This window comes from Martinezella paranaensis (genome assembly GCF_014200235.1).
GTDB classification, from domain to species: domain Bacteria; phylum Pseudomonadota; class Alphaproteobacteria; order Rhizobiales; family Rhizobiaceae; genus Rhizobium; species Rhizobium paranaense.
In genome coordinates this window covers 1-13,087 of sequence record NZ_JACHBI010000033.1, presented here as the reverse complement: position 1 = coordinate 13,087, position 13,087 = coordinate 1, and the positions used below count along the sequence as shown (strand labels likewise).

Annotated in this window: 13 protein-coding genes; 4 read left to right on the top strand and 9 right to left on the bottom strand. The window is 55.6% G+C overall.

The features are described 5' to 3' along the window. The coding region (locus GGD50_RS32195; RefSeq protein WP_183941314.1) for an IS3 family transposase at nucleotides 1–363 on the top strand (363 nt) is incomplete at its 5' end. A 541-nt stretch (nucleotides 364–904) separates the two neighbouring features. Here the strand turns inward: GGD50_RS32195 and GGD50_RS32190 are convergent. The 9 genes from GGD50_RS32190 to GGD50_RS32150 all read right to left on the bottom strand — a co-directional run bounded on the left by GGD50_RS32190 (nucleotide 905) and on the right by GGD50_RS32150 (nucleotide 9,091). After that, entirely contained in the window at nucleotides 905–1,600 is a 696-nt protein-coding gene (locus tag GGD50_RS32190) for a TetR/AcrR family transcriptional regulator (RefSeq protein ID WP_246451680.1), read from the bottom strand. 184 nt (nucleotides 1,601–1,784) lie between these two features. Next, on the bottom strand, nucleotides 1,785–2,819 hold the full coding sequence (locus GGD50_RS32185) for an extracellular solute-binding protein (RefSeq protein WP_210319038.1): 1,035 nt from the start codon (nucleotides 2,817–2,819) through the stop codon (nucleotides 1,785–1,787). Nucleotides 2,820–2,849: 30 nt separating this feature from the next. Then, a complete protein-coding gene (locus GGD50_RS32180; protein WP_183941312.1) occupies nucleotides 2,850–3,650 on the bottom strand; it encodes an ABC transporter permease in 801 nt (266 codons plus the stop codon). Beyond that, nucleotides 3,643–4,548, bottom strand: a complete 906-nt coding sequence (locus GGD50_RS32175; protein WP_183941310.1) for an ABC transporter permease — start codon at nucleotides 4,546–4,548, stop codon at nucleotides 3,643–3,645. The genes GGD50_RS32180 and GGD50_RS32175 overlap by 8 nt, the downstream gene beginning before the upstream one ends. A 2-nt stretch (nucleotides 4,549–4,550) precedes the next feature. Next, the gene (locus GGD50_RS32170) at nucleotides 4,551–5,624 is read right to left on the bottom strand and encodes an ABC transporter ATP-binding protein (RefSeq protein ID WP_183941308.1); all 1,074 of its coding nucleotides are present in this window, start codon (nucleotides 5,622–5,624) and stop codon (nucleotides 4,551–4,553) included. A gap of 171 nt (nucleotides 5,625–5,795) precedes the next feature. After that, nucleotides 5,796–6,428, bottom strand: a complete 633-nt coding sequence (locus tag GGD50_RS32165; protein ID WP_183941306.1) for an isochorismatase family protein — start codon at nucleotides 6,426–6,428, stop codon at nucleotides 5,796–5,798. A 63-nt stretch (nucleotides 6,429–6,491) separates the two neighbouring features. Continuing rightward, on the bottom strand, nucleotides 6,492–7,523 hold the full coding sequence (locus GGD50_RS32160) for a 2,5-dihydroxypyridine 5,6-dioxygenase NicX family protein (protein WP_183941304.1): 1,032 nt from the start codon (nucleotides 7,521–7,523) through the stop codon (nucleotides 6,492–6,494). Between the two features lie 23 nt (nucleotides 7,524–7,546). Continuing rightward, complete coding sequence (locus GGD50_RS32155) at nucleotides 7,547–8,329, bottom strand: alpha/beta fold hydrolase (RefSeq protein ID WP_183941302.1); 783 nt, start codon at nucleotides 8,327–8,329, stop codon at nucleotides 7,547–7,549. Between the two features lie 12 nt (nucleotides 8,330–8,341). Beyond that, nucleotides 8,342–9,091 carry a maleate cis-trans isomerase family protein gene (locus tag GGD50_RS32150; RefSeq protein WP_484502677.1) on the bottom strand — a complete coding sequence of 250 codons (750 nt, stop codon included), beginning with the start codon at nucleotides 9,089–9,091 and terminating at the stop codon, nucleotides 8,342–8,344. Nucleotides 9,092–9,652: 561 nt separating this feature from the next. Here GGD50_RS32150 and GGD50_RS32145 point away from each other — a divergent pair. From GGD50_RS32145 to GGD50_RS32135, 3 genes are all read left to right on the top strand, one after another. Next, complete coding sequence (locus tag GGD50_RS32145) at nucleotides 9,653–10,063, top strand: Rid family hydrolase (protein WP_183941300.1); 411 nt, start codon at nucleotides 9,653–9,655, stop codon at nucleotides 10,061–10,063. Nucleotides 10,064–10,238: 175 nt separating this feature from the next. Beyond that, a complete protein-coding gene (locus GGD50_RS32140) occupies nucleotides 10,239–11,636 on the top strand; it encodes an aldehyde dehydrogenase family protein (protein WP_183941298.1) in 1,398 nt (465 codons plus the stop codon). A gap of 30 nt (nucleotides 11,637–11,666) precedes the next feature. Then, complete coding sequence (locus GGD50_RS32135; protein ID WP_183941296.1) at nucleotides 11,667–12,980, top strand: flavin monoamine oxidase family protein; 1,314 nt, start codon at nucleotides 11,667–11,669, stop codon at nucleotides 12,978–12,980. Nucleotides 12,981–13,087 lie beyond the last annotated feature (107 nt).

Genomic DNA, 13,087 nt, shown 5'->3' with positions numbered 1-13,087 from the left:
GTCAACACGATGCTGGACGCCGCTATCGAGACCGTTGCCAATGCCCAAGGCGGGACAATCGTCCATTCGGATCGTGGAGCGCACTACCGCTGGCCCGGCTGGCTCACTCGGATCAGCGATGCGAAGCTCATTCGTTCAATGTCCCGCAAGGGCTGCTCACAAGATAACGCCGCGTGCGAAGGCTTCTTCGGTCGATTGAAAACGGAACTCTTCTACCCGCGAGACTGGAAGACTATCACGATTGAGCAGTTCGTCCGCGAGGTTGATGGCTACATCCGATGGTACAATGAGAAGCGCATCAAATTATCACTAGGCTCACGCAGTCCGGTCGAGTATCGAGAAAGCCTTGGTCTAACAGTATAAATTAGTCCAACTTTTTATCCGCATCCCCACCGGGTCAGTTCTCAGTGGCAATCAACATTCTGTCGATGAATTACATGCCGGCCCTGCACCCTTATATAGTTGCTTGCAAGCCAGCGCCGTAACGTATGTCTAAATTTTTCAACATTCAATGTGTTTTCTTGAACACCAAACGCAGATGCTATCTCTGCAGTGAAGCGCCTGTAGATAGGTTGAAGCCGTTGCTCCGTCTGCCGGCATGTAATGCAGCTCGGGTGCTGTCGCTGCACTAAGCCGCGAGCAGCGTCATCCTGCTTCACTAGGAAACGAAGTAGTAGCCAAGCACATGAAGCACGAGCTCATGCACTTAATTTCCGGCGCCGTGATTCTTACCGACACCGACGGCGAATCGATCCAGTCATGGATCCTCGCTCATTCTTCGTCCCGAAAGGGTCCGAACTGTCATGGGAAAACCGTGGAGCTGTTTTGAAGATTGCTTAGTATTCAGTAGTGAAACAGAGAGCGGTCAGATGCGCGCACTCGGGGTCCGATTTGACCAGTCAGTTTAGGCGGGCACAGGCGCTCTGAGGCCGGCAGTCAAGAATGCCGTTAGGTGTTTCAGCATATCGTCTTTGCCGACTACACCTAATTGGCCGTCGGTCAGATCGTTCAATCGGCCAAGATCGTTCAACATAAACAGATAAGTACCAACTAAGAAAGCCATGCGTAGGCTGATAATGTCCTTCGGTATGTCAGGAGTGAGGAGAGCTATTTCGCTAACAAATCGCTTAACGGATGAGTCGTAGACTTCACGGCGCAGGCGAAAGGAATGTTCGGCGGGTTCAGCGTGCAGACGCGCCTGCAATCTGACGAACGCGGCACCGGCAGGGCCGCTGTGTTTCATCTCCCATTGCGGTGCGAGATAAGCGAGCACGATTTTCTCCAGGTTCAAGCCCGTCGGACGGGCGAGCACCTCGTCAAGCAATACGTGTCGCCGACCCGACAGCAACGCGCCGCGCCGGCGATAAACCTCGTCGAACAGTTCTTCCTTGCTACCGAAATAGTACCTGATAAGTGCTTGGTTGACGCCAGCTTTGTTGGCGATATCGCGCATTTTCGCCCCGGCGAACCCCTCATCCGCGAAGATCAGTTCAGCAGCATCTAAAATCAGATCCCTATAGTCGATGCCGAGCGTAGGCCGACCGGGTTTGCGTTTTGTGTTCCCGGCCTTCGCTCGTTCTAGCATCACTTCTCCGCCCATTCTTGCACCGAACATCTTGGTAAACTGAGGACACGGATCATTAACGGTGGAATTGGACTAAGACAATGGGCATACGGGCAAATCAACGGCCGAACCCCTACTCACGAGCAGCGCATCAAGACGAAAAAATCATCGGCAGACCGCACCAAGCAACCTGCCGATCTGCCGATGTAGTCGTTGGGCCCTACATTTTTAGCTCTGTCCAAATCCTACCATAGATTTGCTGAATTTCTGGCGAACAGGTCTCATTCCAATATGAATGACCAGCCAACTTTTCGGGTACAACAAACTCAGGTGATGTGGTCAGTTCCTTATCCATGTACTGCTCTGAGCCGTCGATGCCATTAGGGTACTTCAGGTAGTTTGAAAGCATGGCGGCGTTTTGCGGATCCATCATAAAGTTCATAAAGAGCTTTGCGTTGTCGAGATTTTTCGCACCCGAGAGAATGGCAAGGTTGTCCATAGCTAGACCGTAGCCGGTTTGCGGGTAGCCATAGGCAATGTCAGGATTGCGTTGCCGTTTAATGAAGGCTGGACCACCCCAGTCACTTGTGGCAGCAAAGTCACCCTTTACCATCGGATCGATTGTGTTGTAATCCATGGAGATCCAATGTTTTTTGGCTTCAAGCAGCTTGTCGCGGACTTTTCGCAACAGTGCTTTATCATCCGTACAAATCTTGTCTCCTCCAAGATAGTGGATCGCCAAGCCCATGACGTCCATCATCTCGGGAATGATGTTGATCTTGCCCTGCAGTTCCGGAGGCGGGTCGAATAGTATGGCCGCAGTGTTGATGTCGCCCTTATAAATGGAAGTGTTCACGCTGACGCCGACGGTTGCCCAATCCCAGGGGATGCTATATTCGCGACCTGGATCGAAACTCACATCAACCCAGCGCTTGTTGACGTTGCGGAAATTCTCGAGCTTGTTAGGCTCGGACTTCAGCAATAAACCCTCATGAACAAAGATGGGGATGTATGTCGCCGCTGCGACGATCATGTCGAAGTCGTTTCCACCGGCCTTCAGCTTTGCGAGCGCTGTATCGCTACTATCGTACTCCGAGAATGTGACCTTGACATCGTATTGTTCCTCAAACTTCTTGATCATCTCGGGGCTCCAAAGATCCCCCCAGCTGTAGATATTCAAGATACCTTCCGCAGAAGCCGGGATCGAGGTAAGTAGCAGCACTCCTGCGGCGATTGAAGCTGTCATTCTGTTCATGTTTGTTCCCTTTCTGTTGGTGTTATTCTATTATTTGCGGTTACGACCAAGTAAATAAGTCGCGACAACGAACAACACGGATACAAGTAGTAGCGCCGTGGAGATTGCGTTGATTTCAGGCGTCACCCTTCTGCGAAGCTGACCGAGCATGTACGTGGGCAGGGTTTCTTGTCCCGCGGATTTCACAAATTCCGTGATGACCACATTGTCGAGCGAGATCACGAAAGCGAGCATCCAGCCAGATAACAGGCCCGGCCAAAGCTGCGGCAAGGTGATGTAGCGGAACACTTCGACTGGCCGGGCGTAAAGATCTGCTCCGGCTTGCTCCAAGCTTAGGTCCATGCCCTTGAGCCGCGCCCGAACCGGCATATAGGCGAAAGGGATGCAGAAAGCTGAATGCGCGATCACCAAATAGATCATGCCGGTATAGCCAGTGGCCACTTTCAGCAGGGAAAAGAAGCTGAGCAAACCAACTGCGGTAACAATTTCTGGGACCATGAGCGGCTGGTTGACTACTGCAAGCGCAAGTCCTTGCCCTTTCCATTGGCGCCCCCGCGTCGTCGCCAACGCGAAGAGAACGCCGCTTATAGTTGCGATCGTCGCCGCGATGGCCGCGAGCGCCAACGAGCGAGTTGCTGCCTCCTGCACCCCGCCATTTTGCCATGCCGAGGCATACCAGCGGAAAGAAAAACCCTCCCAGATAGAAAGCGCCTCGCCAGCATTGAAAGAATAAATGACGAGAAGGACGATGGGCATGTAAAGCACGAGGAAGCATAGCATTGCTACTATGTTCATCCCGGGCATATGACGGATGTCAAACTTCTTAACCATGGAGCCCGTCCTCCTTTTCCGTCGCACGGACAAAGAATATCATCGCAATTCCCACGAGGATTAAGAGCGTCAACGAAAGCGCCGAGCCGAGCGGCCAGTTGCGTAGCGCGCTGAATTGCATGCCAATGAGATTGCCCAACAACAGTTGCTTACCCCCGCCAAGCACCGTCGTTATGACGTAATCGCCGAGGCAAGGAACAAAAACTAGGATGGAACCGGCCACGACTCCGGGCTTGACAATAGGCAAGATAATCTCGCGCATGATCTGAAATGGCCGCGCATACAAATCGTACCCAGCTTCCACGAGGCGGAAATCGAATCGCTCCATCGATGCGTATATCGGAAGGACCATGAGGGGCAGATATACATAAGTCATGCCGAGCATAATGGCCGTCTCGGTATAGAGGATTTGAATTGGTGAACTGACTATCCGAAGATCGACGAGCAGCGTGTTTATTACGCCTTCGTTGCGTATCAGTTGCATGATCGCGAAGGTGCGGATCAGCATGTTGGTCCAGAATGGCAACATGATTAGCGTCAACCAGAAATCGCGCCGATGCGGCGGCCGCGTAGCGATAAAATAGGCTGCGGGAAATCCGAACAGGAATGTGAGGACCGCGGTCAGGAACGACAGCTTTATTGATCGCCAAAATACCACGAGGTGTTCTGTCGCCCAATTGACTTCATCGGTGAAGAAATCGCGTTTGGCGACGACGTTGACCCAACTTTCAGTAGAGAATGTCCAGTCGATACCACCGTACTCTCCCGGCGTTAGGAAGGAATAGACAGTGATTAGCGCGAGAGGGATGATCGCGGCGAGAAGCAGAATGACCATCGCAGGCGTCAGCAGAAGCGCTTGGGCTTTGGTTATTGTCGGTCGTTTGGGAGACGGCTGCATTGTCAATCTCCCAGGATCTGCGCCGCGCCATCACGCAGGCGGATGCCGATACGATCGCCCACCGGGATATCTGCCGGAAGGATGTCGGCATGCTGCGTCCGGACCACGAAATTTGCGCCTTCCCGCAGGCGGACATGATAAGCGGTGCCAGTTCCGAAATACACAATGTTGATCAATTCGCCCTCGAGATGACCATCTCCCGGCGAAACTATCTCGGCGTGCTCCGGCCGCACGGCCAGCGTGACAGGACCGACGCTCGTGCCGGCCTTTGGTGCTCGCGCACGCAATCGCACACCCGGCGCGAATTCAAGACAGGCCCCCCCTGCCTCAATGGCCGATAAATTAGCTGCAAGGAAATTAGTTTCACCGATAAAATCGGCTACGAAGCGATCGGCCGGCTGGTCGTATATCTCTCGCGGGCGGCCGATTTGCCGTACCTTACCGGCGCTCATTACCGCAATACGGTCCGACATGGTCAGCGCCTCTTCCTGATCATGGGTAACGAAAACGAAGGTGATGCCCGTTTGCGTTTGCAGGCGTTTCAGTTCGATCTGCATTTCCTTACGTAGCTTGAAGTCAAGCGCGGACAATGGCTCGTCCAGCAGCAGCACCTTCGGATGGGGAGCAAGCGCACGGGCAAGAGCAATGCGTTGCTGCTGGCCACCGGATAACTGGTTCGTTAGCCGGTCGGCCATGCGAGTCATCTGGACTAGCTCCAGCATTTCCGCGACGGTTCGGGCGATTTCATCCTTCGGCTTGCGCAGCATGCGCAAGCCGAAGGCAATATTCTGCGCACAGGTCATGTGCGGAAAAAGGGCGTATGACTGAAAGACGGTGTTCACGGGGCGAAGATACGGCGGTTTTCCGATCAGGTTCTCACCGTCGAGCACTAGGCTACCGGTCGTAACGAAGTCAAAACCGGCGATCATACGGAGCAGTGTCGTCTTCCCACAACCCGACGGGCCGAGTAGTGTGAAGAACTCGTTCTCGCGGATCGTTAAAGATACGCCATCCAACGCCGTATAGGCGCCTGCGCCAGCCCCATACACTTTGCTCACTTGTTTGATTTCAATCATGTTCCACCCAATTTTTCTGCGTTCCCGAACGCTCTTCGAAGTGCGTTCATAGCGTGCACGGCGCCTCTTGTTGTTGTCTAATCATACACCCTGCAGCTTCATCCAATATCGTTTTATTCGGAGTAGGAATTTTCAGAGAGCGCGCTGTTCGCTAGGCGTCACGCCGGCGATCTATCCAGACGACGACAGGGATTCCAGCCACCTCAAAACATCGGCAGCATCGGTTACATCGGCGTATTTTTGTCCCATGTCGTAGAGATTTGCCTCATGTGGCGACTGCGCCCGGTCGGCGCAACAGTCTCGTGGCACGAGCACATTAAAGCCCGACTGCACGGCGTCGACCACTGTCGCGCGAACGCAGCCTGACGTCGTCGCGCCCGTGACCACCACGGTATCGACGCCGGCTCCAGTCAAAAGTGCCGTCAGCGCTGTGCCATGGAATGCCGACGCACCTTTCTTGGTAACGATCGCATCTTCCGGCCGGATGCCGGTCGCCGCGTCGATCTCGACCAGCCGGCTTCCTTCCACCAACGCCGCCATGCCCGCCGCCTTCTTCAACCAGGCGAGTTTATCGATTTCACCAGGGTGGTAAGCAATGGTGGTGTAGACGACCAGATAGCCGGCGGTGCGCGCAATATCGGTTAGGCGGCGCGTGGCGGCAATCGCTTTGCTCATGTCCGCAGCCGTCGGGTAGCGAGTATCCGTAAAGCCATACGTAAAATCGACGACGACGATGGCGGGACGGTAACCGCGCGGTACAGTGCAACCGAAGCCGGCCGCTTCATAAATTTCTTTCTGCGACATTCCCGTTCCTCCTGTGCTTGCGGATTTGCAGCCCCGCACCCGGCAAGGCTGCTCCTCCCGCGATCAGTGCCGTTCCATCTTCATGTCCGGCACGACGATATCACCGTCGATGACGATTGCCGCGTCATCGAGGAAGAGCGAGCAATTGCGCATCGGGATGTCGAGATGGCAATGCGTGTCGTTCGGGCCCCCGAGTTCATTGTTTGGGCCCGTCGAGAACATGACGTTGCCGTAGAACGAGCGAGGCTCCATACCCATGCCGCCAGGAAAAGCGCCCGGCACGAAGTTGTGCCATTTCGCTTGCGGGTTCATGCCCCAGCCAACGTGGCTCATGCCGAAACCTTTGGGGTCATGGAAAGACTCCATATAGGATTTGACAATTTCCGCATCGAGGCCGCCTCTGATGTCGGTGATCCAGCCTTTCTCGATCGTGTAGATGATCGGTTCGCGCACATAGATGTTCTGCGGCAGCAAGATGTCGCCCGGTGCGACGACGATCTGTCCGTCGACACCATCATCGTCGCCACCAGTAAAGACGAAACCAGAAGGCCAGTGGTCCCATCGTCCTGGTTTGTCCGTGCAGGCATATTCTGTTACGGTGGGATAGGTATTCAACTTATAGGTCACGTCGGTTCCGTGCGGGGACGTGATCCGCATAATTTTGGCCTTCGATAAAATTTCGCCGCCAATCTCGACCTTGTCGCGGAGTTCCTTATACGGGAGCATGCGCGCGAGAAGTTCAGGTGGCTCGACCGCTGTCAGAACGCGAGTGCCGGCGGCCTGGATCGCCATCTGCTCCGGCGAGAAGAGCAGGAAGATGCAGTCGATTAGCATGTCGCAGTTCTTGAGGGCGTCGACGGCATCCGGCATTGCGGCCAGACCGGTGACGCCGACGTTCCAGCCGCCCGTCGGCAAAGGCGCCGGCAGACGCATATGGTACATGTTAGCGCCCAGACGCTGGCCCGCGGCGAGGAATGCATTGGCATAGTCCAGCCGTTCATTGCCCTGCGTGAGCACGACAAGGCGCTCGCCGTCGCGCACACCGGACATTTTCAGTTGGTGGAGGCAGATTTCGGTGAAGCTCGTGTGGTCCATTGCTCGGAATCCTTTTTCTATAACTACGCTGCAAAGTCCATGACTGCGGCAAGAAAGCCTTCCAGGTCGTCCCACGGGATCATGTGTCCCGCGCGCTCGACCGTACGCACCTCGATTGCCGGTACGAGGCGCCTTATTTCCTCGACATCCGTCGGCTTAACAACCTCCGCGCCCCCTGCCACCACAAGACGCATCGGCAGGCCGAGCGCGGATAGGTCGGCGTGGATATCGTCGGTGTGGAACCCGTCGAAGGCGGTGCGGATCGCGTCGAGCTGGCAGGTGTGGAGCCACTCGGCGCGAAGGGCGCGTTGTTCTTCACTCCAGCTCGGACAGAAGTGTTTCATCTCCTCGGCCGAGCAGCCTCGCTGCGCGAGCACGATGGAGTCCTCGTACCACGCCCAGGATGCCGGATAACCGCGTCGGCCCGGCCCGCTGACGGGTGGATCCACCAGAACCAGCCCCGAGAAAGCGGACGGACTCTTGCGCGCGGCACGGATCCCGGTTCGTGCACCCATCGAGTGCCCGAGCAGGATCGGACGGTCGAGCCCGGCCGATTCAGCGACCCGAACGGCGTCCTCGGCCATTGCATCGAGCGAAAAGTCGAGGGCCCCGCCCTGCGACAGGCCGCGGCCGCGCACGTCGAGCACATGGACGTCGAACCTCGCCGCTAGTCGCTCGGCAATGAAGCCCCATGTGATGGCCGGCGACGTGATGCCGGGAACGAGCAGCATCTGAGGACCTTGCCCCGGATAGTGAAGCAGGTGCTGGCGAATGCCGTTTGCGTGAACGTTGTATCCCCGAGCCATGGCGCCCTCCCCTTAATAGGCGCCGGAGAGCAGCGTTCCGCCCCCCGGAACGCGCGTATCAAGATTAAGCGCCTTCAATAGCGACCATGTGGTGGCGATCGCCGCCGTCAGGACCGGCTTTCGGGTGATTGCCTCCGCCTCGGGTACGGCCGCCAGCGAGGGCATTTGGACGCAAGCGGACAGCACGATGGCATCGACATCGCTGGTGTCCATCGCGCGGACGATGCCAGGCAGCTTCATTGGATCGTGCGCGGCTACCGCGAGGTTATCGGATATTTCCAGTGCCCGCCAGACACTGACCTCGATACCCTCGTTACGGATATAGTCCACGACGAGCTCGGTGAGGGGCTTCATATAGGGCGCGACGAGAGCAATTTTCTTCGCGCGTATCGCCTTGATGCCCTCGACCAGCGCACCGGCCGATGTCACCACCGGCGCCGGATTGCCGTTGTCGACCGTCGCTTGGTGAAGACGCTCTTGCGACTGGCGATGATAGCCATGCCCCATAGCCATGATGGCGACCAGGCAAGCGTAGCCCATGACGTCGACGCGCGCGTCCGACAACTCGAGGGCGCAGCGGTCACTGTCTCGATCCATAGCCTTCAATTCCTCTGCAGTCACATGCTTCATGCGCATGCGGGAAGAATGAAAAGTGAATCGCTCTGGCGAGACGAGTTCGCGAGCCCGCAATAGTGCCGGAATTTCCGTTTCCATCGTGATGTTGGAGCTCGGAACGATCTGACCAATACGAAAACGCTTCATTTGCGGGGCCCTTGTTTAGAGTAGGTTTCACCACATTAATTATTCAAAACGGGAATTACAAGTCAAAAGTCTCTGGAGAGCGCCCGCGACAGTAATTTTGCGAAGCATGTTCTACGGTGACAGAGGGCTCGATCCACCTTCAAAAGGCTCATAGTATTGAATCATAATAGAAATAACATGATTGGAAAGCTCTCGGCTGGAGCCTGGACTGGTGACAGCAGCGCAGCTGTCGGCGCGCTGAAATTGAGAGGCATCTGATGAGGCTTGCCACGCATTTCACATTAATATAAGTTTGAATAATTATAGCATGCGGCAAAGTGATAAGGATTGGTTGGGGGCAACGGATGGTCGGGCCGTGTACACTATATCGAGGGAGATGGGCGTGCCCCGAACCAGAGTGCCGGTCGCTTTCACAGTCTTCCGATTTGCACCAGGCGAAGAACAGGCACCATAGATTGGGTTAATTGTCTGAAGTGACGTCGCGCGTGAGCGTTCGCGGTATGGATGCAGCGGAGCGACTGAAAAGTACGCGCTATAGCTTAAATGCACGAGGAGGTTGAGATGATGAAACCGCAGTTTTTCCATAGACTACCCGAGATGGAGAAGGGATATAGCATGTCACTGGCTGTCAGGGCTGGCGACTATGTATTCATCGGCGGGTTGACTGCTACGGATAACAAAGGCAACGAACTACACGCCGATAATCCGGGTGCGCAGATGAAGCGGATCTATGAGATTCTGGACGAAGTTCTGAAGGAATTTGGTGGCACGTCGCGCGACGTTGTAAGTGAAGTTATCTATTATGACGTTAGCGGAAATGAATACACAGAAAAGCTCTTTCCGCATCGGCAGGCTTTTTATGGCGAGGAAGGTCCCTCGGTCGTAGGCATGCAGGTGGTCGGCTTTATAAGCCCCGCCATTCACGTGGAGACCACCGCAGTCGCCTTCCTGCCGCAGCGAACATTACCCTAAGTGCTGTCACGCAGCGTCGAGGTTCGCCAGTTCAGAAGCGCCAGGTGACATGCCTGGCAATCTTGGCGACAGCGCGTTAGGTCCATTGCCTAACGACCATCGATCGGACGCCCCTGAAGCAGCGCCGGCTTCTATGAGACAACGCGCGCGATTAGTTAAACAGGAGGATATACGGATGACGAAATATAAAATGCTGATTGGCGGCCGTCTGATGACGGGTGCGGGAGAAATGCCAGTCATCGATCCCTCAACTGCCGAAATATTCACCACGGCGCCCTATGCCAGCGCTACACAACTTGAGGACGCTGTCAGGGCGGCAAAGGACGCCTTTCCTGACTGGGCAGCAACGCCTCTAGAGACTCGCCGCGCCTGCTTACTTCGGCTCGCCGACAGGTTGGAGCAAGAGGCCGACGATTTTGCGCGGCTTCTTACGCGCGAGCAGGGTAAGCCCCTGCCGGAGGCGACGTATGAGGTCGGGGCGACGATTCGTGGCATCCGCTATTTCGCGACATACGAGGCAGCGCCCGAGAAACGCGACCATGCAAGAGGCGAATATGAACTGCACCGTGTTCCGTTAGGTGTGGTTGCGTGTGTGACACCATGGAACTTCCCAATGCTTCTAGCGAGCAACAAGTTCGGTGCTGCGCTCATCACTGGTAACACCGTTATTTTGAAACCCGCGCCGACGACGCCGCTGACCTCGCTTGAACTGGGACGACTGGCGGAAGGTATCTTTCCCCCTGGCGTCTTCAACGTGATCTGTGACCGGAACGATCTTGGTGCCACCCTCACCGCCCACGCGGATGTCGCAAAGGTCTCGTTCACCGGGTCTACAGCAACGGGCAAGAAGGTAATGGCTAGCGCTGCAGGCACCCTGAAGCGAGTGACACTAGAACTCGGTGGGAATGATGCGGCAATCGTCCTGGACGATGTAGACATTGACCAGATGGTTCCGCGATTGGTCATGGCGGCGTTTCTCAATGCCGGTCAGGTCTGCGTCGCGGCCAAGCGCCTATATGTTGCCGAGTCGATCTATGATGATTTTGCGGCAAAGTACGCCACTGCTGTCCGAAACCTCAAACTGGGCTGCGGCCTTGACGAGGGTGTCGAGATTGGTCCTCTCCAGAACGTTGACCAGTTTGAGAAGGTTAAGGAATACCTCGCCATCGCGGAAAGCGACGGTACCGTAATTGCCGGCGGTCGCGTAGACAATCGGCCTGGATACTTCGTTGAGCCGACGGTCGTTCGCGACATTACGGATGGCTCTCGGCTGGTTGACGAGGAGCAATTCGGACCGGTGGTGCCGCTCATTTCCTTCACGGACGATGACGACGCCATCCGCCGCGCTAATGCGAGCCTCTTCGGCCTCGGTGCGTCGATTTGGAGCAGCAACCTTACGCGCGCGCGCGCACTCGCGATGAAACTGGAAGTGGGGAATGTTTGGATCAACCAGCACCAGGCACTCGCGGCGGATATCCCCTTTCCGGGGGCTAAAGAGTCGGGGAGTGGCGTCGAAGCAGGCCCCGAAGGCTTTCTGGAATTCACACGCGTACAAATCCTCAACGTAGCCTGATTGCATCATAGTTAAACTAGGAGACAACAAATGATAGAGAAGACATATGATGCAATCGTCGTAGGTGCCGGATTTTCCGGTCTCGTCGCAGCACGGGAACTTAAGGCGCAGGGCAAGTCGGTATTGATCATTGAAGCGCGTCAGCGGCTTGGTGGCCGGACGCATGTGGTTGAGTTCCTCGGTCGCCCCGTTGAAATCGGCGGCGCGGGCGTCCATTGGTGCCAACCGCACGTTTTCGCTGAGATGCAGCGCTACGGTTTTGGTTTCAAAGAAGCACCATTGGCGGACCTTGACAAGGCCTATATGGTACTCGCGGACGGCCAGATAATCGACGTTCCGCCTGCAACTTTTGATTCCGAATATATCACTGCCTTTGAAAAGTTTTGCGGCCGCTCAAGAGAGCTATTCCCGCGGCCCTACTCGCCCCTGGACAATCAAGAGGTTGCCCGTCTTGATGGTGTATCAGCTCGTGAGCATCTTGAATCCCTCGGCTTGAACGAATTGCAGCTAGCTTCGATGAATGCGGAACTGACGCTCTACGGCGGCGCACCGACCACCGAACTAAGCTATCCGAGCTTCGTGAAGTTCCATGCACTTGCCTCCTGGGACACAGTAACGTTCACTGACTCAGAGAAACGCTACCATGTTCAGGGCGGCACGAACGCACTCTGCCAGGCGATTTTCGATGACTGCCGCGCAGATAGCGAGTTTGGTGTACCAGTGGAAGCCGTTACACAGGCAGATAACGGTGTGACGGTCACACTCGCGGATAAGAGGACATTCCGCGCGCTTACATGCGTGCTGACGCTACCGACCAAAGTCTATGCGGATATTCGTTTTGACCCACCACTCCCATTCGAGAAGCAAGCCTTCATCGAGCATGCTGAGATGGCGGACGGTGCCGAACTTTACGTCCATGTGCGCCAGAACCTTGGTAACACATTCACTTTCTGCGATGATCCCAACCCGTTTAACGCTGTGCAAACTTACGCTTATAACGACGAGCTCGGAACGATCCTCAAGATCACGATTGGTCGGCAATCGCTGATCGATCTCGAAGACTTCGACGCGATTGCTGCCGAAATCCGTAAAATCCATGGTGACGTTGAGGTTCTTGAAGCGCTGCCCTACAATTGGGCGAAGGATGAATACGCGCGGACGAGCTACCCAGCGATGAGAAAAGGTTGGTTTTCCAAATATAAAGACATGGCCAAACCAGAGGGCCGTCTATTCTTTGCTGGCTCAGCCACTGCGGACGGATGGCACGAGTATATAGATGGTGCGATCGAGAGCGGGATTCGTGTAGGCCGGGAAATTCGGCACTTTATGAGACCGGCTGCTTAGTATTTGAACCCGGGCTCCGTACATTACTGAGCCCGGGCTTTAAAGCGCGAGCGAAGGAAACAGCATTCGATGCTATCCCTTCTGCCTCGGCCTCTTAAAAGGATAGT

What these genes read in the sequence shown, in the direction of transcription:
- GGD50_RS32190 (WP_246451680.1), bottom strand. Translation starts at nt 1,600, where the DNA reads ATGGGCGGAGAAGTGATGCTAGAACGAGCGAAGGCCGGGAACACAAAA.
- GGD50_RS32185 (WP_210319038.1), bottom strand. Translation starts at nt 2,819, where the DNA reads ATGAACAGAATGACAGCTTCAATCGCCGCAGGAGTGCTGCTACTTACC.
- GGD50_RS32180 (WP_183941312.1), bottom strand. Translation starts at nt 3,650, where the DNA reads ATGGTTAAGAAGTTTGACATCCGTCATATGCCCGGGATGAACATAGTA.
- GGD50_RS32175 (WP_183941310.1), bottom strand. Translation starts at nt 4,548, where the DNA reads ATGCAGCCGTCTCCCAAACGACCGACAATAACCAAAGCCCAAGCGCTT.
- GGD50_RS32170 (WP_183941308.1), bottom strand. Translation starts at nt 5,624, where the DNA reads ATGATTGAAATCAAACAAGTGAGCAAAGTGTATGGGGCTGGCGCAGGC.
- GGD50_RS32165 (WP_183941306.1), bottom strand. Translation starts at nt 6,428, where the DNA reads ATGTCGCAGAAAGAAATTTATGAAGCGGCCGGCTTCGGTTGCACTGTA.
- GGD50_RS32160 (WP_183941304.1), bottom strand. Translation starts at nt 7,523, where the DNA reads ATGGACCACACGAGCTTCACCGAAATCTGCCTCCACCAACTGAAAATG.
- GGD50_RS32155 (WP_183941302.1), bottom strand. Translation starts at nt 8,329, where the DNA reads ATGGCTCGGGGATACAACGTTCACGCAAACGGCATTCGCCAGCACCTG.
- GGD50_RS32150 (WP_484502677.1), bottom strand. Translation starts at nt 9,091, where the DNA reads ATGAAGCGTTTTCGTATTGGTCAGATCGTTCCGAGCTCCAACATCACG.
- GGD50_RS32145 (WP_183941300.1), top strand. Translation starts at nt 9,653, where the DNA reads ATGATGAAACCGCAGTTTTTCCATAGACTACCCGAGATGGAGAAGGGA.
- GGD50_RS32140 (WP_183941298.1), top strand. Translation starts at nt 10,239, where the DNA reads ATGACGAAATATAAAATGCTGATTGGCGGCCGTCTGATGACGGGTGCG.
- GGD50_RS32135 (WP_183941296.1), top strand. Translation starts at nt 11,667, where the DNA reads ATGATAGAGAAGACATATGATGCAATCGTCGTAGGTGCCGGATTTTCC.